A 23,300-nucleotide genomic window follows, 5' to 3' on the forward strand; every position below is an offset into this window, starting at 1 on the left:
CAACACCTTCTTCTCATTATTTACATCATTCACTTATCAGGTGTTTTGACTCAGGCACTATTCTACACTACTTTTGTGATTTTATCATGAAAGTATCGGACATTTTTGATAACCGGGAGTTTTTGCATACGTCAGTAACCAATATATCACTCCGGATATAACCAAATAATGGGGTGAAAGATCTTTAATACGGTTGTACCCTACGGTGGCTTTCCATCAGGCACCTGTAGGATTTGAACCGCTCCTGTTGTGTAGATGTATGGGTTATGACCATGATTTCCCCGCAGCCGGAGTCTTCGGCCAACGTCTGAAGATCGCTGTAAACACTTTCTCCTGATCCGATAAATTTACTTTTTCTGTGCCGCTCAAGAATTGCTTGTTTTTCTTGATGAGATATCTCAGGAGCTTTATGCCCGGCTGCCTGAGCAATTCTGGCAGCCTGTTCTTGTTCACGCTTCAATCCCTGTCTGATAACCGGTTCAGCAATGGACTCTGCCTCCGTCGACGTCTCCGCACAGATCACAGAGACCGCAATCAGCGTCTGCCTGCCCACTTTTGAAAACCCATGCCGTTCAAGCTCTTCCTTATAAACACGCATCGCTTCCGCCGGATCCACGTCACTCATAAACTGGGCAAATCCATATGAAAGACCTGATTTGCCCGCAAGTCTCGCACTCTTGAGACTGGTTCCGAGCAGCCAAAGCGTTGGTGCAGTGTCCGGAACAGGAGCTGCTTTCAGACCGTTTGTACTCGAACCGTTCAAATAACCCTGAAGCTCACTGATCGCATCATTCATTTCGTAAACCCGTTTCAAAAAAGCGCCACTCAGGGCTTCAGACGTTTCAGGGTTCCCACCGGGAGCTCTGCCCACCCCAAGATCGATGCGTCCCGGATACAGACAGGCCAGATTATGATGTACTTCGGCCACTTTATAAGGGCTGTAATGAGGAAGCAGGACGGCGCCTGTACCGAGTCGGATGTTATATGTATCCCGCCCCGCAGCAGCAAGAATTATTTCCGGACTCGATCCTGCAAGACCCGGCAAATCATGGTGTTCTGTTGCCCAATACCGGTAGTAGCCCAGTTCATCCCCATAAGAAGCCAACTTCAAAGAGCAATGAATTGCATCCTCCGCTCTTTGATTTTCCAAAATCGGCGATGCATCCAATATACTTAATCGGTTAATCACAGCCCTCACTCCTTCCTAAATTAAGTAGTAGTAAATTGTTTCCCTGATTCAACTTAGTTGAACCCATTAAATTGACTTAGCACTTGGCAACAAGGTTGCTGTAGACCCACTCACATGCCGTTTGCTATGCTTAAAACAGAAAAGGAGGTGATCGTGATGGAAAACCGGTTTCAGCAAGCTGCAATTGCAACCTGGATCGGCATCATTGCCAACGCCATTCTCGCCATATTAAAAGGCATCACCGGCTGGCTTTCCGGAAGCCGGGCCCTGATTGCGGATGCTGCGCACTCTGCTTCTGACGTCGCCGGTTCCATCGCGGTCCTCGCCGGATTGAAAACCGCACAGAAACCCCCGGATAAAGACCATCCCTATGGACATGGAAAGGCCGAAAACATTGCCACGATTATCGTCGCTATTCTGCTGATCGTGGTGGGCTTTGAGATTGCCATTTCCTCAATCGGTGCTTTTTTCGGCGGAGTCACAAGGGCTCCCGGTATCATGGCCCTTGTCGTTATTTTCTTCTCACTGATCACAAAAGAAATTCTCTACCATTACAAATCCAGACTGGCCAAAAAAATCAACAGTTCAGCCCTGATGGCTGAAGCCTGGCACCACCGCTCGGATTCCATTTCTTCACTGGCCGCCTTCATCGGCATCGCAGGAGCCATGTTTGGTCAAGCCATGAATCTCCCTTTGCTTGTATACCTCGATCCCCTGGCAGGGCTTGCCGTATCCGTGCTCGTTATGAAAGTCGGGTTTACGCTGGCCAAAGAATCGAGCCAGGTTATGCTTGAGCAGGTTTTATCTGATGATGAAGTCAAGCCGATTGCCGAATCTGCAGAAAATGTTGAAGGCGTTATTCGAGTCGATGAACTGCTTGCCCGAACACACGGTCATTACATCATCGTCGACATAAAAGTAAGCGTTGATCCTTCCATCAGTGTGGAGAAAGGTCATACAATATCGAAGAATGTAAAAAAATGCCTCATCAAGAATTATGATACCGTGCAAAATGTATTTGTCCATGTGAACCCTTATCGTCCTGATGACGGGGGAACCGTCACAGATCTTTCCCCAAAATCAAAAGAAAAAAAACGCGCCTAACACCGGTCTTGTTTTACCGATTAAGCAATCGCTCAAACACGCGATGATCCCTGAAGGCTGTAAGAATGTCTTCAGGGATTTTTTCATGGAATTCTTCTTCACTTACCCAGGCTGCACGGTCATGTTCATCGGACAACACAACGGTTGTCGATTCTGCACGAGCTGCATAATTCAGGATCAGATAGGACTTCCCTTTGTCAGCAACGTTCATCACTGTTGCGTACATCAGCTCATCAACCTCGATCTTAAGCCCTGTCTCTTCGAAAACTTCTCTTTTCAATGCTTGTGTCAGCGTTTCGTTCATATCCACTTTGCCCCCCGGGCACTCCCACTTCGGATACGTGCCTGTCCGGTGCACGATCAGAATTCGGTTCTGATCCATGATGCAGGCCTTCACCACGACAATTGCTTCCAATGGATTCACGTCTGTTCACCTCTTCTTGAATTCTTTCTTGCCAAAAATAAGCCAAAGCAACGTGAAAAACACCAATGCCGCTGCTTCCATTCCAGCTATATACCACGGATGAGGTCCTAATACATCGAGGAAGCTCCCTCCGGACGGCTTCTCCATAATAAACCAGTAATTCCCGTCAACCCATACATTCACCAGATAAATAAAGGGCAACAGAATATTCAGGAACAACATGGCTTTCCAAATACTGTGGATTGTGATGTGGTAACGTCTGACCCAGATGAAATAAAACACAACCCAAATCACAGCCATGTGTGTCAAAAAGAAATGGATAAATCTGAAATGGGGAAAATCAAAGAACAGAACCGGCGTCAGGATTGCCTGAACGGCTCCACTGATGCCAACCAAAAACATAATCTCAACAAAGTGCCGGTTCCGTCTGATAAGAAGAACAATGATCATCATGACACTGATACTCGAGAGCTCAAGCGGCAGACCATGTGACACGTCCCAACTGTCATTGAGCCAAAGCCACATATAATACCCCACTTCAAATACGATCAACGTAAACGCTGCAATCAGTTCTCCCAGTCTCAAACGGCACTCTTGCTGATTTTGTAATCTGTAGCGAAAGAGACCAATAAAAATCACGCCGGTAACCGTCAGGGCGATCATGACCAGATGCGACAGGGAAAACATTTCAAATGGAAAATCCGAACTCGAACCGCTGAATAGAGACAACACCAATCATCAGCCTCCCAAAAAAAGACTCAAAAGTCTTTACACTCACACTGAATCAATACATACTGACAGTGTACCACAGAAGTCTTTTATAGACGCTCAGACTGAAATGGAAAACAGGTAAAGGACGTGATCAGCTTGTCAAAATATGGGCTCATTTTTGGAGCATTATTCATGCTGTCTGCATGCGGAACTGATGTGAATGAAGCCGTTGATAACAGTCCGGTGAATGACACATCTGAAGACATGAACACGGAAGTGAACAACGAAGAAAACCATCATGCAAGTTCAGATGAGGAAACAGCGGATGATCATGAAACGAATCAAAATGAGAATGAGGACTCTGCTTTTGAACCCGACGGACTGATGGAGATCCATTTCATCGACGCCGGACAAGCCGATGCAACCCTGTTTCTTTTTGAAGAAGAAGGAGAACCGTTCTCCATATTATATGATGCCGGAGACTGGACCCGGACAGATGTTGTCGATTACCTGCATGAACAGAAACTTGACGGGATTGACATTATGATTGCCAGTCACCCTCACGCCGATCACATCGGACAGATGGCCATCATCATTGATGAATTTGATGTCGGCGAAGTGTGGATGTCCGGTGAGGAACACAGCTCCGCAACTTACGAACGAGTCATTGACGCCGTCCTCAGTTCCGATGCGGTTTATGAAGAACCAAGGACAGGAGATGAATACCGAATCGGAGATGCAGAATTGATCATCCTGAATCCGGAACGTCTCACGGGTGATCTCCATGACAGTTCACTCAGCATCAAGCTGACCTACGGAGAACACCGATTTCTCCTTACAGGTGATGCCGAACACAGTGCTGAGGAACGTATGATCAATACAGGAATCAACCTGAGTGCAGACGTGTTGCACCTTGGTCACCACGGATCACGAACGTCTACAGGAGAGGCTTTCCTCGATGCTGTTGCTCCCTCATATGCGATTATTTCTGCGGGCATGGATAACAGCTATGGCCATCCGCATGAGGAAGTAATGGACAGAGTTCTCTCAAGAGATATCGAAATTTACGCAACATATGAACATGGCACCATTATCATGGAAACGGATGGGGCTAACCTCAATGTCTCCACAGATCAAAGCGGTGAGATCACAGGTGCTCAGGAATCTGCGTCCACGGATCATTCAGACCCTTCGTCGGGTACTGAAACCCAAAATGGAACATCCGATACCGGATGCATTGACATTAACAGTGCCAGCCAGGCTGAACTTGAAGAGATCATTCACATTGGAGAAGCCCGTGCAGAAGAACTCCTGTCTCTGAGACCATTTGATACTGTTGACGAACTGACAAACATCAACGGCATTTCCTCCGGACGACTGGCCGATATCAAGGAAGAGAACCTCGCCTGCATAGAAGGAGTGGATTAAAATGGTTCAAGACGTGTTCGTAGACAGAATTGAAGACGGTATCGCCGTCATGCTTAATGAGCGTGATCAAACGGAAATCCGGGTTGCCTTACAGGATCTCACCTCGATCTCCATTCGTGAAGGGGATCTGCTTTCCATAAACATCAGTGATGAAGGTGCTATTCAGATTCTCGATAAACGGACAGACGAAGAAAAACGGCGGAGAGAGCGGATTCAAGCGAAACAAAAAAAGCTTGCCGGACGAAAGTCCGGCAGCCGATTTAAGAAGTAACCTCATCCATATAATCGCCATATCCTTTTTCCTCCATCTCATCAAGAGGAATAAACGTCATGGCAGCCGAGTTCATACAATAACGGAGCCCGGTCGGTTCCGGGCCGTCTTCGAATACGTGGCCAAGATGTGAATCGCCATAAAGGCTCCGGATCTCAGTTCTAGTATAAAATAGGGTGTTATCCTCTTCTTCCGTTAGAAAATGAGGATCAATCGGTTGAGTAAAGCTTGGCCAACCGGTTTTTGAATCGTACTGATCCCGTGAACTGAAAAGTGGTTCACCACTGACCCGATCCACATAGATCCCGTCCTCATAGTGATCCCAGTACTGATTTCGGTAGGCAGGTTCCGTACCGTCTTCCTGTGTCACTTCGTATTCAATAGGAGTCAGCATCTCCTTCAGTTCTTCATCTGTATACGTAACACCATATAACCCTTCATACTCACCGACGGATTGAGATTCAGGAATATCGTACCGTTCTTCACCCCACACTTCATCAAGAAAATCATCACGCCCTGAACTTGACCGGTACATTCGGTACCGGACGGGATTTTCCTGATAAAATTTCTGATGGTAATCTTCGGCCAGGTAAAAAACATCCGCAGACCGGACTGGTGTGACGATCGGGCTGTCGAAACGGTTCTCTTCATCAAGTGCAGCAATCGATTCTTCTGCTGCGGCTTTCTGATGCTCATCATGATAAAAAACGGCTGTGGAATACTGATATCCGCGGTCTACAAACTGTCCGCCATCATCTGTCGGATCGATTTGCCGCCAAAATACGGACAGAATCGTCTCATAGGTTACGAGCGACGGGTCATACCTGATCTGAACTGCCTCTACGTGATCGGTTTGTCCGGAAGCAACATCTTCATAGGACGGATACGCTTCTGAACCTCCTGTATAGCCGACATAGACATCCAAAACCCCTTCAAGTTCATCAAAAGGCTTTTCCATACACCAGAAACAGCCTCCTGCAAAGGTGGCAAGTTCTCCTTCTGTATGATCTTCAGCTGTTACAGAACGATCACTCCCTGACGATTTATGGAAAGCTGCCTCATAGGCAATCTGCCCGACAGGAATCAGTGCAAGGATGAAAATAGCCGCTATCCCCAGCAATAGTCTTTTTTTTATCACGATGATCACCCTTTCGTGTTGTTATACACAGTATAATGTGCTCGAAGAAAAAAGAAAAACGAAATGCTTTGACCCCTTCGTATAAGATGGATTAGAATGGAAAAGAGGTGAAGAAAAGTGACAAAAAAGACTGCGTACATACTCGTGATTATCGGAGCAGCCCTTTGGGGAACGACCGGCCTGTTTGTTCAGCAATTAAATGCCATCGGGTTTACACCTTGGGAGACCGTTGGGATCCGCTTGACCTTTTCTGCAGTGCTGATTCTGCTTTTTCTCGGCATCTTTAAACCGGCCATGTTACGTATCCAGCTGAGTCACCTGCCCTACTTTATCGGAACAGGGATTATCAGCATTGCCTTTTTTAATTTTTTCTTCTTTACAGTCATTGATGAAGCCAACCTTTCCTTGGCCGTTGTGCTTTTATACACAGGACCTGTATTCGTTACGATTCTTTCGAGGCTCTTTTTCAAGGAACCGTTCACAGGAGCAAAGGGCCTTGCACTTTTCCTAATGCTTCTCGGATGTGCTCTAACCGTCGAGCTGTTGCCTTATGGGACAATGCCTGATGGCTGGAGGATTGTCCTTTACGGATTGTTATCCGGCTTTTTTTATGCCCTCTACAGCATATTTGGCAAGTCCGTCAGCCGTCATTATCACAGCTTAACGATCACGGCCTATTCCATGGTGACCGGATCCGTATTTCTGATGCTGAGCAGTACGCTCTTGCATGAACCTGTCCGTCTCATTCAACCCGAGGTTCTCCTGAACGGTTTCGGCATTGCCCTTTTCGCAACGGTATCCGCTTATGTACTCTATACATTTGGACTCACCTACGTGGAATCAAGCCGGGCATCCATCCTTTCCACGATGGAACCCGTGGTTGCCATCATCATCGGGGTAATGATATTCGGGGATCAGTTAAACAGTTGGCAGGCCCTAGGCTTTGTCCTCGTTTTACTGTCTGTTGCAGTCACGGTGTACAGAAAAAAATCACCCGTTGAAAAAGAAGTAATCCGTCAATTAGGCTGAATCACTGACGAAGAGAGTATCTTGATCAGACGAAGCAAACAAAAAAGAGCGTCCCTGTATCTTCACAGGGACGCTCTTTTGTTTGCGCTTAAAAAAATAAGTAAGAAGGTTGGCTTTCCTGCTCTTTTGCTTTCATCAGTTCCTTGTCCTCATCTCGCACCATCATTTCCTCTGTGTGCATACGCTGTACATCTGACAGAAAATCATGAAAATTAACCTCTCTTCGCTTTTGCATGGAAAGCATCCTCCTTTAATTGTTTTATAACAGAATTTATTTTATAACTGTATACTAATACAGAGTTTCCTTTATGTCAACGATTATTTTTATGAAAATCACGATTTTGTTTTTTCAATTACATCTGAAAGACTTTCATGGGCTAAAAATCCCTCCATGCCGGCTATTTATTTGAAAATCATCTCCCTGAAACTAAAGAACAGACGATGCTCTGCCGATATATATATAAAAGAATGAGGAGTTGGCAACCATGGAAATTACAACACTATCCACCCATGTTGTCCCGTCCGCACCGTCCAAGGCACCGTCATCAGAGAATAAAGCCGTTCATAAAGACACAGAACAAACCCCAAAACAGCAAACAGAAACGTACTCACCGTCAAAAAGACCGCCCGTAAAAGAGATGTCTGCAGAAGAGCGAGAATCATACATTGAAGAATTGAGACAGAAATCTGAAAAACACTTTGAATCCTTAAAAAACCTCGTCAGGAAAATGCTCGAAAAACAGGGATTCAGCTTTCAGGATGTTCAGGATGGCAAGATTGATTGGGATACCTTTGAAGTCGATGAAGCAACCAGGGCTGAAGCAGCGGCTAATATTGCTGAAGATGGACCGTTTGGGGTTGAAGCGACGAGTAACCGGATTGTCAATTTTGCGATTGCACTTTCCGGAGGAGATGTTGAAAAACTGGGGATTTTGCGAGAAGCTATTGATGAAGGATTCAAGGCAGTGAAAGACATCTTCGGGGAACTCCCGGAAATTTCTTTGGAAACCCAGCGTGTGATTCATGAAAAATTAGACCAGTGGGAAAAAGAGCAGCGAGGACAGGATCAACCTGAACCTGAAAAGACAGTTGTTTCATAACAACCGATCACTTTCTTATAGGTTCTGTTAAAGCCTGTTGTTGATATTTACAGTTTGAATGAGCGACAGGCGGCAACACGTGCGGGAAAAGCGCAGACCGAAGATCCACTTTCGCAAAGCGAAAGTCAGCTGAGACAAGTCCGAGGTAAGTGTCCGCCGTAAGCGAGTAAAAACAACTATGAACTTTAACATTGCCTTCATATAAAGAAACGGAGCCGCATCAATTTGCAGCTCCGTTTCTTTGATCTTGTCAGTTTAATTTATAGAATGCCGGCCGTCTGTCTTCAAATACCGGAATCCGTTTTCGAACCGATTTGGATTCTTGCAAATCAATGTCGATCATCAGAATTTCTTCTCGGTCTTCACTCGCCTTCAAAAGAACCTTCCCCCATGGATCAATGACCATTGACGTACCACCAAAGACATTATCAGGATCTGCACCGACACGATTGCACGCAACAATATAGCATTGATTCTCAATCGCCCTGCTCGTCAAAAGAGCAGTCCAGTGATCAATCCTCGCATGCGGCCATTCAGCAACAACAAAAAAAACTTCCGCTTCTTTTAAAGCATGATGCCTGACCCACTCAGGAAAGCGGATATCATAGCAAATCATGCCCGTACACGGCACATCTTCAAGGGTAAAAAAACCGTCTCCGGTCCCCTCGCTTAAATATTTATCCTCATTCATTAATCGAAACAGATGAAGTTTACTGTATGCCTTCACCTGCTCCCCACTGCGATCAATCACTGGCATTGTATTGTAATAGGAGCCGTTTTGATGATCAGCTAAGGAACCTCCGACAACCATCACATCATGTTCGAGTGCCAAATTTTTCAGAAATGCCAACATTGCCGACTGGCTCTCTGCACAAATCTCAGGCAGTCTTGATAAATCATAGCCGGACGACCACAACTCAGGCAGGACGAGAACATCCACCTCGTCCATCGTCACGTTTCTTATTTTATCTTCAATCTTCGCTTTATTCTTCCACGGATCTCCATATACAACGTCAATCTGCAGGATCAGAATCTTCCATTTCATCACTGTCCCTCCCTTTATTTCAATTGATTATTCTATCTGCATCATCGCACGTTGTCAGTCTTTCGTCAAAACCGGCTGGGTATCCATCGTGACCCAAAGGGAAAAGAAAAATGAATAATATTTAAATTGGGGGTATCTTTTTTCAACATTATACGTTATAGTAGTACTTAGCTGTTTGACGTTCGGATAAATTTCAAGTAAGAAAGACTTTTAACAAGGATTCCTCTTGAATGTTTAAATGAAGAGCTCAATAGTAATAAAACGTGGCAACCCCACACAGGAGGATTTTTTCATGACTCAAGGTACAGTAAAATGGTTTAATGCAGAAAAAGGTTTCGGTTTCATCGAAGTAGAAGGACAGGACGATGTATTCGTACATTTCTCCGCGATCCAAGGCGAAGGCTTCAAGACTCTTGAAGAAGGCCAAGCAGTTACTTTCGACATCGAGCAGGGTCAGCGTGGACCACAAGCTGCTAACGTTCAAAAGTAATGAATGATAAAAAGATCCCTTTCGAGGGATCTTTTTTCTTTTGCTCAGATCATCAAGGTGTCCGGTCTCTTCCCGCACTATCATAAAGGCTTCAGAAACCATCACGAAACATAAAAAAGAGGACCGCATCCTGATGGATGTGATCCTCTTTACGCATAATCCTTACGAATCATGCGTTCTGTTATCAGCAGCAGTCACTTTCATTACCTGTCATGACAAGTCCGCTTCCCTGCGGGGTTTCCTGGTAGTCCAGGGCCATGTTTGACGTCTGTCCGTGTACGTGCTGTTCGAATGCAACTTTGATCCCGTTGATCTCTTCAACAATGTCAGTCTGTGACGGCTCATCCAGAGCCAGTCCTAATTGGGGACCGCCTCAGCCCATTCCCGCTACGTAGACTTTAATGTTTGATGCATTGTTCTCATCCAGAATATTCTGGATGAAATCTTTTGCCTTGTCAGTAATATTCATAATCTCACCTCATCTTTATTATACCTATAAGGGTATAGTATCACATAGTGGTTTGCCTTTCAACCATTATAATCATCCGAAATGTGTCCGTCAATCAAAATCTGATGTTTTAAGTCCTGCCTCCCGCTTATTTCAGGCCTTCCGCAAACACATCTGCGTTATGCCTGATCATATCGATATACGTTTCCGCTCCTGAACCTTCAAGTCCAACTGCATCCGTGTAGACTTCACCGGCTATCGGAACATCGGTATTTTCTGATACGGTTTCCATGTATCGATTATCGACCGTTGTCTCAACGAAGAGCGCAGGTATATCCTGCTCCCTTACCAGATCAATAACGGCGTTAATTTGCCCCGTTGTTCCTTCTTCACCAGAATTAATTTCCCAAATACCTGCGGTTTGAAAGCCATAATCCTCTCCAAAATATTTAAAAGCATTTTCACTCACAACAACGATACGGTTCTCTTCAGGGATCTGATCCAATGTTTCATCGACGTACTCAAGAAGATTGTCGATTTCATCAAGATAGGCCTCTGCGTTGGCTTCAAATTCATCCGCATGTTCAGGAAAACGTTCGGTTACATCAGCCAGGATATTGGCAATATAAACCTCAGCATTCTTCGGGCTGAGCCATGCATGCGGATCGACGCCGTCTTCTCCATCAAGAGGAATCTCCGTCACACCGTCAGAAAGTGAAACAATTTCAGTGTTCCCGGTGTTTTCTACGAGTCTTTCAATCCATTCTTCAAGTCCCATCCCATTCGTATAGAAAACATCCGCATCAGTAACATTCCGGAAGTCACTTGGAACCGGTTCATATTCATGAGGCTCTTCTCCAATCGGTACAAGATAATCAACCTCACCCAAATCTCCGATCACCTGGCTGACAAAATCGGCTGTAATTGAAAAACTGGTGGTGACATAAATTTCGTTATCATGACTTGCCTGTTCATTATGTTCTTCGTTAACCGGTTCGTTCTCATCCGCTCCACACGCACTCATGATCAAAAAGAACGGGACCCCGATTAATATTTTAGATACACGCATAATATTTACCTCCATCTATAATTGTTTACCTTGTGCAACTTTATTATTAAATATAATGGATTTAATCATTTTAGTCAAGAAAGAAGATAGTAAACTACTTTGCAACTTTTATCCTGTATACCGATCAGCCAACAAACTAAAAGCATGAGTCATGTTGCGTCATGCACGATTGGTATTTTTTTGATAGACTGAAAGCGTATCATCAGTTTTCTGTACCGGTTACCCACAACACGCTCACAAGGAGGCAACGCACATGAAGCAGGAAGCATCAACAGTTCAAGAGAGTGACATTCGCCAGGTGAGAATCATCGCCGACCCCATTCTTCATCCTGATTCACAAGATCTTTATTTTATCGAAACCACGATTACAGGTGACAACCAATACCTCACGCATCTCTATCTTCATCAAAAGCATGCAGAACCATTGGCACTCACATCCGGGCCACGGGGAATCAGACAGCCCCGTTTGTCCCCTGACGGTCAAGCCATTCTCTACATCAGAAAACCCGAATCCTCTGATCAGCCCCAGGTCTTCATTCAACAGCTCCTGGGAGGGGAAGGCGTACAAGTGACGCAATTGCCAAAAGGCGTTCAGGCAGCAGAGTGGGCCTCTGATAAAGACCATCTGTTTATTACTGCAAAGTTGAATGACACAGAAAAGGGCGAAATGATGGATGCATTTCCTGGTGATTCTCGTAAAGACGATTCTAAGAAAAATGAATCGTCAAAACAACCGTATATCGTGACAAGACTCGATTACAAATCGGATGCGGCCGGATTTAAGGATGAAACCTGTTCGATGGTTGCCAAACTGACGCTTTCAACAGGCCAAATGCAGATATTGACACCGTTTGGTGCAGATCATCAATTTCAAGATTATCACCAAGAGTCAAACTGTATACTGATCACCGCGAATCGGGGGGAAGATTGGGAAGTACGCTCTGACCTGTATGAAGTATCACTTGATGAATCTCTGTCCGAAACGGATCATTCAGGTTCCGGACTCACCGTACAGCGGGCAGCCTACTATGACGGTAACATTCTGCTCCTTGCCCATGAAAAAACCTATCTTGGAGCGACGCATAACGATCTTTGGATGATGAGGCGCTCCGGCAAAGAAAAACAAAATCTGACAGCAGCATTTGATTGGCCTGTAGGTGATCAAATAATCGCGGATAGCCGCTACGGGGATTCATCTTCTCGATTTGTGATTGATCACAACGAATCCAAGCTCTATACACTTGTCAGTCTAGAAGGCACGACACAGCTTTATGCTTTTGATCTGCGAGGAAAAGATGAGCCTCAGGTCATGACGAGCGGCCGTCATCATGTCTACAATTTTGATATCATTCCCGGTAAAGAAGCCGTCGTTGCCATCAGTACCCCGGTTTGTCCGGGTGAGATCCATTCTCTGTCTCTAAGTGGGAATGGTGAAACGGCCTCCATCACCAACAGAAATGAAAACTGGGTGAACCAGAAAACACTCTTTACTATGGAAGAAGTTCGAACACGATCTTCCGATCAAACGGAAATTCAAGGTTGGATCATGGGTGCTGGAGCGTCGGAAGATCTATCGAAAAAACCGGCCATTCTGGAAATTCACGGTGGACCACACGCGATGTACGGGTACAGCTTCTTTCATGAACTCCAGTACCTGGTTTCACAGGGCTATATCGTCATGCTCTGTAATCCGAGAGGCAGCCATGGTTACAGCCAGGCGTTCGTAAATGCTGTTCGCGGTGATTACGGCGGGATGGATTACGAGGATCTTATGGCATTTACCGATGCTTGTCTAGAGCGTTATCCTGAAATTGATCAAGAGAGGCTCGGTGTCACGGGCGGAAGTTACGGAGGGTTCATGACGAACTGGATCATCGGTTCAACAGACCGCTTCAAAGCAGCTGCAACACTTCGTTCCATTTGCAACTGGACAAGTTTTTTCGGCGTTTCCGATATCGGCTATTTCTTCACCGAATGGGAAGTGGGTGAAACGCTCCTCAGTAATCCTGAACGACTCTGGCAGCATTCCCCCCTCAGACTCGTTGCTGACATGAACACACCATTATTGATCATGCATGGGGAAAAAGACTATCGCTGCCCGATCGAACAGGCTGAACAGCTCTTTACTGCTCTGAGATTCCGTGGTCAGGATGTTCGTTTTGTCAGAATGCCTGATGCCAATCATGAACTCTCGAGAAGCGGACCTCCTGAACTGCGGGAAGCCCGTCTCAAAGAGCTGTCCGATTGGTTTAACAGTAAACTCTGAACCTGTTTGAGTATTGAACATCCTATTGAAAATAAACGATGAAAATCGCCATAGAAAAGCCGGGGCATGAACGATCATGCTCCGGCTTTTTTTGAACTGTTATTTAAATAACCCTTCTTTTTTCAGTGTCTCAACAAACTGCGGATTCACGTCTTTACCTTCCGCCTCAAGCTCGACTTCATCACCTGGCTGCAGAGCAAGCGCAAGTAAGCCCAACAGGCTTTTGCCATCGACCACCCAGTGTTCTTTTTTGACAAGGATTCTCTCCTCATACTTTGCTGCTTCATTCACAAACAGACTTGCTGTCTCACCGAATAAAGGTCTTGCTGCAGTTAATTTCATGATCTAAGCACCTCCATAACGAATTCATTTCATTATATATAAAATTAAGCCAACTTCCAAGTCTTTTTTATACAGATGCCGTATCCATCAGTGGGCATGACAGTCTGACTTTTGCTATACTGATACTAATCGAAAGGTTACTATTGGAGGCCGATCCCCATGAATCAACCAGTCAATCTGCTATCTCAACACTTTGAAGACCGAAAGGCCAGAATTCTCGGTGAGCAGTCGTCCGCTCACTTTTCCTTATTCCTTCCACTCGTGTTTCGTGACGATGAATGGCATCTGCTGTTTCAGGTTCGTTCAAACAATGTCAAACAGCCGGGTGAGGTCTGTTTTCCAGGTGGCAGGGTAGATCCGGGAGACACGAGCTATCAAGCGGCAGCTTCCCGGGAACTGCAGGAAGAACTTGGCCTCGAGCCCGAGCACACCGCTCTTCTCGGTGAGCTTGATATCATGGTTACACCCTTTCAGTTTATGATTCATCCATTTATCGGAATCATCCACAATGAATCTGTGATCTCACCAAATCCCGGAGAAGTGGCTGAGATTTTCACAGTTCCCGTCAGTGAGCTGATGACCATGGCGCCTAAAGAACATCCGATCAGACTCGACGTCAGACCGGAAAAAGGTTTCCCCTACCATTTAATCCCGAACGGGGAAGACTACAACTGGCGCACCGGCTATATTAAAGAACTGTTCTATGAATACGACGGACGTATCATCTGGGGGCTGACTGCACGTGTCCTGGCGCATGCCATTGATGAGCTTTCGCAAATTACCTGATACCCGTCACATGCTGTTTCGCATCTCTTCCAGCATCGCCATGACCATATTGGCAGAGTTCACGCCTGCTGTCTCGAGGAACTCTTCATAAGACATCAGGGCATCTTTTCCTGCAATATCGGAGAGTGAGCGGATAATCACAAAAGGCACTTCAAACTGATAACATACCTGCGCAATCGCTCCTGCCTCCATTTCAGCACATTGCGGTTTATTGAAGATCTTCTTCAGCCCCTCGACTCGTTCATGATCGCTCATGAATGAGTCACCGGAAATAATCAGGCCCTGAGCCATAGCCATCCCGGCTTCTTCAGCACCTTTTTTAGCAATCTGAATCAGCTGCTCATCCGGAGTAAACATCGCAGGCATTCTTGGAACCTGTCCAAATTCGTAGCCAAACGCCGTTGCATCAACATCGTTGTATCGTACTTCATCTGAAACAACCACATCGCCAACTGCCAACGTCTGGTCAAGTCCGCCGGCTGAACCGGTGTTCACGATATACTCCGGATGATAAAGTTGATTCATCAACGTAGTGCTGACGGCTGCATTCACCTTGCCTATCCCGGATTTGGCGAGAATCACTTCTACGCCGTTTAACTTGCCCAATGTAAACTCACAGGTGGCAAGCATCGTCTCTTCAATAATATCCATTTTAGAACGGAGAAGATCCACTTCCTCTTCCATCGCCCCGATTACTCCTACTCTCATCGTTCCACACTCCTTTATCGATATTCCATGCACCTGTTAATCATAGCTGACCTGTTCCGTTAACGCAATATCCTGTAAACAGCAAAAAAGCAGGACCCCAAAAAACGGTTCCTGCTCCAATCAATGCGAATGCCCCACAACATAAACTCTTACTGATAAGGGTTTGTGGAAAGCTCTTCTTTCGTTACCGGCATCCATCCTTCATTCTCCACCCAGGACAGAGTAATCTGATAGGCCTCAGAACGGTTTTCACGCAGACTGACAGTTCCTTCTGCAGTCTGATGATCACCACCGTTTCCCAGCCATTCAATGATCATTTCATCCTCGGAGCGGTTCATTGCATATTCAAGCGCCCGAACCATCTCATCCCAGTTCACATGATCACGATCATATACAGCCGTAAAAGGCTCCTCCTGAACTGTTCCGATTGGTCCCCAGTCTCCCTCTGTCACTTCGGCGGTCTCAGCGGAACTGTCATCATCATTTGCAGTACCTTCATTATTGGACGATGATCCGTCATCGATATCCGCTGATCCGCTGTCTGCACCCGTGTTATCTGATTCTTCTTCAATTCCGGAATCGTCGTTGTTTTCTGGAGCAGATTCTTCGATTTCATTCTCACCATTGTTCTGTTCATTGGCTTCTTCCTCGTTCTCATTCACATCGAGGTTTTCTTCAGCTTCGTTATCATTATCAACAGCCACCGGATCGTCATCGCCACCACCGATAAACATCGATGCTGAAATGACAACAATCAACAGCGCAACAATACCGATCGCAAGATTTAAAAACATATTTTTCTTCTTTTCTTTACGGACTTCTGCCCGGTTCAATCCCTGATTTGTCTGATCACTCATCTGACACATCCTCCTCATGCAACAATTGGGTTCTTCATTATTATAGACGATCCCATTCATTTTTACGACACTCTGATTGGAAAAACGATTGAATTTAAACAAATCGTAAGAATGATGTAAAAAACGGCCCCCGTCAAAATCGACTGGAGGCCGTTTATCCTTTTATGAGAAAGGATCAGGATACTGCTGTAATTTTAACGGTCATGTCGCCGCCTGGAGTGGAGACCGTCACCTGATCTCCGATTTCTTTGCCAATCAGGCTTTGTGCCATCGGTGATTCATTGGAAATCTTCCCATCCAACGGATCGGCTTCTGCACGGCCTACTATCACATATTCTTCTTCTTCACCGTCGGGAATCTCTACGAATGTCACTTTCTTCCCAAGTGATACCTTCGAAGAATTTTTATCTTCTTCGATGATCTCTGCGTTACGGATCATCGTCTCAAGCTGTTGGATTCGCCCTTCAACAAAAGCCTGTTCTTCTTTAGCCGAATCATATTCGGAGTTCTCCGAAAGATCCCCGAAACTGCGCGCCACTTTTATGCGTTCCACAACCTCTTTTCGACGTTCCGTAATCAGCTGTTCAAGCTCTTCTTCGAGCTTCTTTTTACCTTCTTCAGTCATATAATGTTTCTCTTCTGCCATTGTTCCATTCACTCCTTCATGATCTTCGCCCGTTCAAAAACCGGCAACGCTTTCATCTGTATTTCTCAGAACACACTCTGGTCATGGTGTCTCAGAACGGTAAAAGCCCGGCCACAAAGCACGCTTTGAGGCCGGAGCGTCGAAATGTCACGCTATCGAATTCAACCTGTTATTTCCATACCAGTATGTTCTGTATGCTATTATATACAATCTGTCTGAAAAACGCCAACACATTTATTTAAGAAATGATCTCCATGACCAGATTTCAATAAATCTTCACACGTCCCGCCTCAATAGCTTCCGATCTCATTGGTGATCGTGCGGATCTTGGATACAAGCAAATCAATCGCAACATGATTATGCCCGCCTTCAGGGATAATGACATCCGCATACCGCTTCGTCGGCTCGATGAACTGGAGATGCATCGGCCTTACCACCGTCGTGTATTGATCGATAACCGAATCAATTGTACGTCCACGTTCCTGAATATCCCTCAATAGCCTTCTGATGATTCGTAAATCCGAGTCTGTATCAACAAACACCTTAATATCCATCATATCTCTCAGTCGTTCATCTTCGAGAATCAGAATCCCTTCAAGAATGATGACATCTCTTGGCTGCTGTGGAATGGTTTCCTCCGCCCTCGTATGATTCGGATAATCATAAACCGGCTTTTCAATCGCCTGACGGTTTTGCAGCTGATCGAGGTGTTCAATCAAAAGATCTGTATCAAACGCAAGCGGATGATCATAGTTCGTCTTCAGCCGCTCCTCCATCGGAAGATGATCCTGATCTTTGTAATACGCATCATGTTCAATCATCAAAATCGACTGTTCAGGGAACTCTTTGCAGATTTTATGGGCCACAGTTGTCTTACCGGAACCGGAGCCGCCGGCAACGCCAATGATAACGGGTTTGTTCTCCATATTAAGGTAGTTCCTTTCTCATCATATTATATGGTGAAACAGGCCGTTCAGTTTTAAACGTCACCACCTGAAGAGGGTGCCTTGCTGCATCAATCACTTCGTCCTTGTCATTTCGGATTTCACCGACGGTCATTGAAAAGGATTCAATGTCCGGACCAAAGAATTCCACTTTGTCACCTGGACGGAAATGATTTCGCTGCTGCAACGTCACTGTTCCTGTTTCCTCATCATAATCTAACACAAGTCCTGCAAAATCAAAAGGTGTTTTTTGTTTATGATAACGGAAAAGCTGCTCCTCATAGCCAGGGGTATTTTCAAAAAATGCAGGTGCAGCAGGTCGGTTGGCACACTTTTCAAGTTCATCGAGCCATTCCTGTTTGATCGTGAAATTGTCCGGGTCATCACAGTATGCATCAATGACTTTGCGATACACACCGATAACAGTCGCTACATAATGAATGGATTTCATGCGTCCTTCCACTTTCAGACTGTCAATGCCTGCTTCGATCAGTTTCGGGATCGATTCGACAAGATTCAAGTCTTTCGGCGACATGGCGAATGGGGCATCTTCCTCGTCAAACAGCGGATTTGCATCTTCCACCGTGTCGGACGGGCCGTCTTCATAAAGAAAATAGTCCCAACGGCAGGACTGGCAGCAGCCGCCCCGGTTGGAGTCTCTCGCTGTCATATGATTGCTTAACGTACATCTTCCAGAATAAGAAATGCACATCGCTCCGTGAATAAAAGTCTCAATCTCGATATCCACCTGCTTTTTCATCTCAAGCATTTCCTGAAGCCCGACTTCTCTTGCAAGCACAACCCGGTCAAGCCCTTCACTCTTCCAAAAATCCACCGCTTGCCAGTTCGTCAGAGATTGCTGAGTTGATAAATGGATCTCAAGCTTTGGTGCAGCTTCTTTACACGCTTCAATAATCAGCGGGTCGGCCACAATGATGCCTTTCACTCCGACTTTCTGAAGGTCGCTCAGGTAGTCGTCTAATCCTTCCATGTTCTCGTTATGAGCAAAGATATTGGTTGTCACATAGATACAGGCACCATACTCATTGGCAAATTCAACGGCCTCTTTCATTTCATCTATGGAAAAATTATCAGCGTTTGAACGGAGTCCGAAATCCTGACCGCCGATAAACACAGCGTCAGCACCGTAACGCACTGCCACTTTCAGTTTTTCCAAGTTCCCTGCCGGTGCAAGGAGCTCCGGCTTCTTCGTAATGACCCGTTTTCCTGAAGGACGGACTTCCTTTGTCGTAGCCATTGAGCCACACCTTCCTTTCTTCAATATACCGATTCCTTAAAAAAGAATCCGCTGTCGATCGGTCTGTTTTCAGGCTGAATGGCTTTCACCTGTTCAAGCCACGTTTCTTTCTCGTCACTATATCGATCCGGATCGGCACAGTACTGATCAATCGCCTGTCTGTATAGTCGGGTAACACCAATCAGATAATCGCCATCCTTAAAGATCCCGTCAATCTTGAACGAATCAACGCCTGCATCGATCATTTCATCGAGCTCATCTATGATGCACATATCTTTCGGACTCATGATATGAGTGCCGTTCCAGTCTTCCCAGATCGGATATTTCACATCCCTTTCCGGATCGTGAAGAACAAGCGAGCGATCTTTTGAACGCCCCTGTACGGCCAGATCCTGCCCTTGGAACTCCATGTAATTCCCGACCAGAGTTCGTTTTGACTGGAACATACACGTCATCCCCTGGACTTGAACCTCAATTTGGACCTCGGCATTTTCTTTAATCTCCAAGACCGCATCCATATTCAGTTCCCTCGCCAATACAGCTCTTGAGGAACCTTTTCGCCCCCAATAATTCGCCGTATACCAGTTTGTGACCGTCGTCTCTGTATTCCAATGAAGGGGAATGCCCGGTGCATGGCGTTTCGCATTGACCAATACAGCAGGATCACCGAACACGATCCCGTCCACGCGTTGCTCATGCAGAAATGCCAGGTAGTCCGGCAGCCTGTCGAGCATGTCATTATGGAAAAGGGCATTCATCGCCACATAGACCGACGCATTCCTGTCATGCGCAGCCTCCACCACTTCCTTGATATCATCACGTTTAAATTCACCGGCAAGTCGGAGTCCAAAGGCTTCTTCGCCAATCATCACCGCATCTGCACCGGCTTCAATAACGGCCCGGGCATTCGCCACATCAACGGGCGTTACGAGCAGTTCCGGTTTCGTCATATGCATTGCCTCCATTCTGTTTGATTGAAATCATTAATCCGTCACCCACGGGCAAAATAATCGTCTGCCAGTCCGGCGTTTCCATCATTTTTTTGTTAAACGCACGTATTTTTCTCACCAGTGCACGCGTATTCCGGTTAGGGTGATCCTCCTTATCAGCAACGAGGCCCTTAAAAAGGACGTTGTCCGTAAAGACAATTCCTCCTTCTCGAACGAACGGCGCGTACAGGTTAAAAAAAGTTTCATACTGCCCCTTCGCAGCATCGATAAACAGTGAATCAAAAGGGGCATGTCTGCGCACCGAATCTTCAATGTGCAAAGCGTCTTCCTTGTATAAAACCACCCGATCGTCAAGACCAAAAGTCAAAAACGTGTCCTCCGCTTTTCGAGCACGCTCCTCATCGCGTTCAACGGTTACGAGGCTAGCCGCCTCCACAGCTTTCAGAATTCTTGAACCGGAATAACCGATGGCTGTACCAATCTCCAGGACGTTTTTTGGCTGGAGAACTCTCATGTAATGAAGCATGACTGATATACTGTCTCTTTCCATAATCGGAACCTGATTTAGCTCTGCATAGCGTTCAAGAGCCTGAAAATCCTCATCGCTCTGTCCAATCAGCTGATCAAGATAGTGTGATTGACCGTTCATTTTTCCATCTCCCAATAGTGTATACCTGTTTCGACCCGATACATTCTAACACAAAAGGAAAGAGAATGCGACAACCGCAGACTCTTTCCCTCTCTTTGTATTTACTGATACTGATTGACAATCGCATTATGCTCGGCAAAATTCTCTGAGAAATAGACTTCCCCATCAGGGGCATGGTAGAAGAACAGATAGCTGTGTTCATCCGGCATGGAAGCAGCACGGATTGATGCCTCACCAGGGTTATTGATGGGGCCGACAGGCAAGCCTCTGATGTGATACGTGTTATAAGGGGACTCTATCTCCAAATCCTCAAACAACGTACGTGATAAGCGTTCACCATGCGCGTACCCGACGGTCGGATCCATTTCAAGGCGCATATCAATACTCAGACGGTTTTCAATGACGCCTGAAATAATGGTCCGTTCGTCGTCATCCCTTGCTTCTCCTTCGATAATGGACGCCTTGGCCAGCAGTTCGTGAATCGTGTCCTCCGAATCAAATGCATTTGCATTCTGCAAAACGGTATTCATCCGGCTCAACATCGCCTCTATGACCTGTTCATTCGTTAATTCCTCTTCGATAAAGTCATAGCGTGCGGGGAACAGATAGCCTTCCAGCGGTTCTCTGATCTCATCTTGCAGGATCTCTTCACCCAGCATATCAAACCGATCAATCAGCTCTTCGAGATAGTCCTCATCCCGGGCGGTCTCCAAAAATGATTCCGTTTCCAGGTTCGTCTCCTCCGCCACTCTTGCCGCAATCTCCGTAAGCCAAAGCCCTTCAGGTATCGTAAAGATCGTCTGATACTCATCATGGATTGCGCCGGTTTTGAGCTCTTCTATGATTTCATCAAAATGCATATCTGTTCTGAGAGCATAGTCACCAGCCTGAAATCCGGCTTCATTTTGGAACCGGACATAATAGCGGAAAATGGCTCCGTTTTGTATGACGCCTTCTTCTTCAAGTATTTCTGCGATGGAATCCGCTGTTGATCCAATCGGTATCGAGACGCTGATTTCATCAGCATGTTCATCTTCTTCGGGCTCTATTTCAGCCATGACATACCTGTATGCGCTGAATCCAGCGACAGCAATGGCAATAATCAGGACAAAAAATACAACCAGGACAATTCGTCTGACGATAGTCGCCTCCTTTTTACGCTGTTCCACTTTTTCTTTATGTTTCCGTTTCTTTTCTTCTTTTAACGCTTGTTTATCTTTCGTCATGACAGGCACCCCTTTCACCAATCCTCATTATACATCAGAATCCCTGTTTTTAATAACAGTTTTTTACCGCTGTTTTCTTACAATTCTGTTCAAAAAAAGCCCGGCTCTGCATGGGACATCCCAAAACAGGCCGGACTTGATTGATGCTTGGCATCGGCGTATTACGATTCACCGTCATCGGAGAAGGTGTTTAAGAGTTCCTCAACCATTTCCCATTCTTCATCAGATTCAATCGGGAACAGCGTCATTTCACCCTGCTCGTCCTCTTCATAAAGAAAGGCATGGACTTCCACTTCCTCTTCATCATCCGCCTGCGATCCTTCCGGTGTCACAACGATGTATGACTTTTCTGTAGCATCCACATCGAAAGTAAACAGGACCTCAAACAGATGCTCGTCTCCATTCTCATCAGGGATGACAATACGTTCTGTTTCCTGCGGTTCGTGTATTTGATAATCAGACATGTCTCATTCTCCTTTATTTATCATGATCTTGAGTCCAGATACCCCTGCAGTATAAAAACCGCAGCCATTTTATCGATCACATTCTTGCGCTTCTTCCGACTGACGTCGGCACTGATCAGTGTTTTCTCTGCAGCTGCCGTTGTCAGCCGCTCATCCCAGAGAATAACCGGAAGACCGGTTGCCTCTTTCAGCGACTCGGCAAAGGCCTGGCATAGCTCGCCGCTCGGTCCGATCGTCCCGTTCATGTTCTTCGGAAGGCCCACAACAATCTGTTCCGCACCTTCTTCTTCAACAAGATCCACGATCCGTTGAACGTCTTCGTTTTCTTTGCCTTTCTTACGCCGGTGCGTTTCGACGCCCTGTGCCGTCCACCCAAAGGGATCACTCACGGCAATCCCGATCGTTTTCGTACCGACGTCCAGACCGATTATTTTCATTCCTCTTCCTTCTCTTCTTGCATATGATGAGCGAGATAGGATCGTACAAGTTCTTCGATCAACTCGTCACGTTCCACCTTCCGAATCAGTGTACGGGCATCATTGTGACGGGGAATATAAGCCGGATCTCCTGACAACAGATAGCCGACGATCTGGTTGATCGGGTGATATCCTTTATCATCCAGTGCACTGTACACCTTCAAAAGAACAGATTTCACATCGTCGTTCATCGCATCATCATTAAAATTGAATTTCATTGTGTGATCCTGGGATCCCATAACACACCCACCTCTCAAAGTTCTTGCAAATAAACATGATTTC

The 23,300-nt window shown here is 45.9% G+C and carries 28 protein-coding genes; 8 read left to right on the forward strand and 20 right to left on the reverse strand.

The features are described from left to right. Positions 1-184: 184 nt before the first annotated feature. Complete coding sequence (locus tag BSEL_RS12280; protein WP_013173338.1) at positions 185-1,189, reverse strand: MsnO8 family LLM class oxidoreductase; 1,005 nt, start codon at positions 1,187-1,189, stop codon at positions 185-187. Between the two features lie 156 nt (positions 1,190-1,345). On the opposite strand from BSEL_RS12280, the gene BSEL_RS12285 reads away from it, so the two are divergent. Beyond that, positions 1,346-2,293 carry a cation diffusion facilitator family transporter gene (locus tag BSEL_RS12285; protein ID WP_013173339.1) on the forward strand — a complete coding sequence of 316 codons (948 nt, stop codon included), beginning with the start codon at positions 1,346-1,348 and terminating at the stop codon, positions 2,291-2,293. A gap of 13 nt (positions 2,294-2,306) precedes the next feature. Here the strand turns inward: BSEL_RS12285 and BSEL_RS12290 are convergent, their stop codons facing one another. Together BSEL_RS12290 and BSEL_RS12295 are read right to left on the reverse strand one after the other, a co-directional pair. Further along, positions 2,307-2,717: an NUDIX domain-containing protein gene (locus tag BSEL_RS12290; protein ID WP_013173340.1), complete on the reverse strand. Its 411-nt coding sequence runs from the start codon at positions 2,715-2,717 to the stop codon at positions 2,307-2,309. Between the two features lie 6 nt (positions 2,718-2,723). After that, positions 2,724-3,449 carry a YwaF family protein gene (locus BSEL_RS12295; protein ID WP_013173341.1) on the reverse strand — a complete coding sequence of 242 codons (726 nt, stop codon included), beginning with the start codon at positions 3,447-3,449 and terminating at the stop codon, positions 2,724-2,726. A gap of 135 nt (positions 3,450-3,584) precedes the next feature. Between BSEL_RS12295 and BSEL_RS12300 the strand changes: the two genes are divergently transcribed. Continuing rightward, the gene (locus BSEL_RS12300; RefSeq protein ID WP_155522740.1) at positions 3,585-4,856 is read left to right on the forward strand and encodes an MBL fold metallo-hydrolase; all 1,272 of its coding nucleotides are present in this window, start codon (positions 3,585-3,587) and stop codon (positions 4,854-4,856) included. A gap of 1 nt (position 4,857) precedes the next feature. Next, entirely contained in the window at positions 4,858-5,127 is a 270-nt protein-coding gene (locus BSEL_RS12305; protein ID WP_013173343.1) for a DUF3006 domain-containing protein, read from the forward strand. Here BSEL_RS12305 and msrB read toward each other — a convergent pair. After that, complete coding sequence (gene msrB, locus BSEL_RS12310) at positions 5,117-6,265, reverse strand: peptide-methionine (R)-S-oxide reductase MsrB (RefSeq protein WP_013173344.1); 1,149 nt, start codon at positions 6,263-6,265, stop codon at positions 5,117-5,119. The genes BSEL_RS12305 and msrB overlap by 11 nt on opposite strands. A 117-nt stretch (positions 6,266-6,382) precedes the next feature. Between msrB and BSEL_RS12315 the strand changes: the two genes are divergently transcribed. Continuing rightward, complete coding sequence (locus BSEL_RS12315) at positions 6,383-7,294, forward strand: DMT family transporter (protein ID WP_013173345.1); 912 nt, start codon at positions 6,383-6,385, stop codon at positions 7,292-7,294. 88 nt (positions 7,295-7,382) lie between these two features. Here the strand turns inward: BSEL_RS12315 and BSEL_RS17785 are convergent, their stop codons facing one another. Further along, positions 7,383-7,529, reverse strand: coding sequence for a hypothetical protein (locus tag BSEL_RS17785; RefSeq protein WP_013173346.1), 147 nt, complete (start codon positions 7,527-7,529; stop codon positions 7,383-7,385). A 250-nt stretch (positions 7,530-7,779) separates the two neighbouring features. Between BSEL_RS17785 and BSEL_RS17130 the strand changes: the two genes are divergently transcribed. Continuing rightward, a complete protein-coding gene (locus tag BSEL_RS17130) occupies positions 7,780-8,394 on the forward strand; it encodes a hypothetical protein (RefSeq protein ID WP_013173347.1) in 615 nt (204 codons plus the stop codon). A 250-nt stretch (positions 8,395-8,644) separates the two neighbouring features. Here BSEL_RS17130 and BSEL_RS12325 read toward each other — a convergent pair whose 3' ends face one another. Next, entirely contained in the window at positions 8,645-9,439 is a 795-nt protein-coding gene (locus tag BSEL_RS12325) for a carbon-nitrogen family hydrolase (RefSeq protein WP_013173348.1), read from the reverse strand. A 292-nt stretch (positions 9,440-9,731) separates the two neighbouring features. Here BSEL_RS12325 and BSEL_RS12330 point away from each other — a divergent pair, with 292 nt between their 5' ends. Next, positions 9,732-9,929 carry a cold-shock protein gene (locus BSEL_RS12330; RefSeq protein WP_013173349.1) on the forward strand — a complete coding sequence of 66 codons (198 nt, stop codon included), beginning with the start codon at positions 9,732-9,734 and terminating at the stop codon, positions 9,927-9,929. Positions 9,930-10,113: 184 nt separating this feature from the next. On the opposite strand, the gene BSEL_RS18415 is transcribed toward BSEL_RS12330, so the two are convergent. After that, a complete protein-coding gene (locus BSEL_RS18415) occupies positions 10,114-10,398 on the reverse strand; it encodes an iron-sulfur cluster biosynthesis family protein (RefSeq protein WP_013173350.1) in 285 nt (94 codons plus the stop codon). A gap of 127 nt (positions 10,399-10,525) precedes the next feature. Beyond that, complete coding sequence (locus BSEL_RS12335) at positions 10,526-11,446, reverse strand: metal ABC transporter solute-binding protein, Zn/Mn family (RefSeq protein WP_013173351.1); 921 nt, start codon at positions 11,444-11,446, stop codon at positions 10,526-10,528. Positions 11,447-11,699: 253 nt separating this feature from the next. On the opposite strand from BSEL_RS12335, the gene BSEL_RS12340 reads away from it, so the two are divergent. Then, positions 11,700-13,712, forward strand: a complete 2,013-nt coding sequence (locus BSEL_RS12340) for a S9 family peptidase (RefSeq protein ID WP_013173352.1) — start codon at positions 11,700-11,702, stop codon at positions 13,710-13,712. Between the two features lie 99 nt (positions 13,713-13,811). On the opposite strand, the gene BSEL_RS12345 is transcribed toward BSEL_RS12340, so the two are convergent. Continuing rightward, positions 13,812-14,054 (reverse strand): HPr family phosphocarrier protein, encoded by a 243-nt coding sequence (locus tag BSEL_RS12345; RefSeq protein ID WP_013173353.1) that lies wholly within the window; start codon positions 14,052-14,054, stop codon positions 13,812-13,814. 159 nt (positions 14,055-14,213) lie between these two features. Between BSEL_RS12345 and BSEL_RS12350 the strand changes: the two genes are divergently transcribed. Beyond that, the gene (locus tag BSEL_RS12350) at positions 14,214-14,840 is read left to right on the forward strand and encodes an NUDIX hydrolase (protein ID WP_013173354.1); all 627 of its coding nucleotides are present in this window, start codon (positions 14,214-14,216) and stop codon (positions 14,838-14,840) included. A 6-nt stretch (positions 14,841-14,846) separates the two neighbouring features. Here BSEL_RS12350 and mtnN read toward each other — a convergent pair whose 3' ends face one another. From mtnN to BSEL_RS12405, 11 genes are all read right to left on the reverse strand, one after another. Further along, the gene (gene mtnN / locus BSEL_RS12355) at positions 14,847-15,548 is read right to left on the reverse strand and encodes a 5'-methylthioadenosine/S-adenosylhomocysteine nucleosidase (RefSeq protein ID WP_013173355.1); all 702 of its coding nucleotides are present in this window, start codon (positions 15,546-15,548) and stop codon (positions 14,847-14,849) included. Positions 15,549-15,697: 149 nt separating this feature from the next. Beyond that, positions 15,698-16,405, reverse strand: a complete 708-nt coding sequence (locus BSEL_RS17135; protein ID WP_013173356.1) for a DUF1510 family protein — start codon at positions 16,403-16,405, stop codon at positions 15,698-15,700. Positions 16,406-16,580: 175 nt separating this feature from the next. Next, positions 16,581-17,051 (reverse strand): transcription elongation factor GreA, encoded by a 471-nt coding sequence (greA, locus tag BSEL_RS12365; RefSeq protein ID WP_013173357.1) that lies wholly within the window; start codon positions 17,049-17,051, stop codon positions 16,581-16,583. A 290-nt stretch (positions 17,052-17,341) separates the two neighbouring features. Beyond that, on the reverse strand, positions 17,342-17,977 hold the full coding sequence (gene udk, locus BSEL_RS12370; protein WP_013173358.1) for a uridine kinase: 636 nt from the start codon (positions 17,975-17,977) through the stop codon (positions 17,342-17,344). Position 17,978: 1 nt separating this feature from the next. Further along, a complete protein-coding gene (locus BSEL_RS12375; RefSeq protein WP_013173359.1) occupies positions 17,979-19,253 on the reverse strand; it encodes a peptidase U32 family protein in 1,275 nt (424 codons plus the stop codon). Positions 19,254-19,273: 20 nt separating this feature from the next. Continuing rightward, positions 19,274-20,203, reverse strand: a complete 930-nt coding sequence (locus tag BSEL_RS12380; protein ID WP_013173360.1) for a peptidase U32 family protein — start codon at positions 20,201-20,203, stop codon at positions 19,274-19,276. Then, on the reverse strand, positions 20,169-20,852 hold the full coding sequence (locus BSEL_RS12385) for an O-methyltransferase (RefSeq protein ID WP_013173361.1): 684 nt from the start codon (positions 20,850-20,852) through the stop codon (positions 20,169-20,171). Before BSEL_RS12385 ends, BSEL_RS12380 begins: the two co-directional genes overlap by 35 nt. 101 nt (positions 20,853-20,953) lie before the next feature. Further along, positions 20,954-22,078 carry an endolytic transglycosylase MltG gene (gene mltG, locus BSEL_RS12390; RefSeq protein WP_013173362.1) on the reverse strand — a complete coding sequence of 375 codons (1,125 nt, stop codon included), beginning with the start codon at positions 22,076-22,078 and terminating at the stop codon, positions 20,954-20,956. 161 nt (positions 22,079-22,239) lie between these two features. Then, positions 22,240-22,542: a DUF1292 domain-containing protein gene (locus BSEL_RS12395; protein ID WP_013173363.1), complete on the reverse strand. Its 303-nt coding sequence runs from the start codon at positions 22,540-22,542 to the stop codon at positions 22,240-22,242. Between the two features lie 20 nt (positions 22,543-22,562). Further along, positions 22,563-22,979: a Holliday junction resolvase RuvX gene (ruvX, locus tag BSEL_RS12400; protein ID WP_013173364.1), complete on the reverse strand. Its 417-nt coding sequence runs from the start codon at positions 22,977-22,979 to the stop codon at positions 22,563-22,565. Then, positions 22,976-23,257 carry an IreB family regulatory phosphoprotein gene (locus tag BSEL_RS12405; RefSeq protein WP_013173365.1) on the reverse strand — a complete coding sequence of 94 codons (282 nt, stop codon included), beginning with the start codon at positions 23,255-23,257 and terminating at the stop codon, positions 22,976-22,978. Before BSEL_RS12405 ends, ruvX begins: the two co-directional genes overlap by 4 nt. Between the last annotated feature and the right edge of the window lie 43 nt (positions 23,258-23,300).

Source organism: [Bacillus] selenitireducens MLS10, assembly GCF_000093085.1.
GTDB lineage: Bacteria > Bacillota > Bacilli > Bacillales > Salisediminibacteriaceae > Salisediminibacterium > Salisediminibacterium selenitireducens.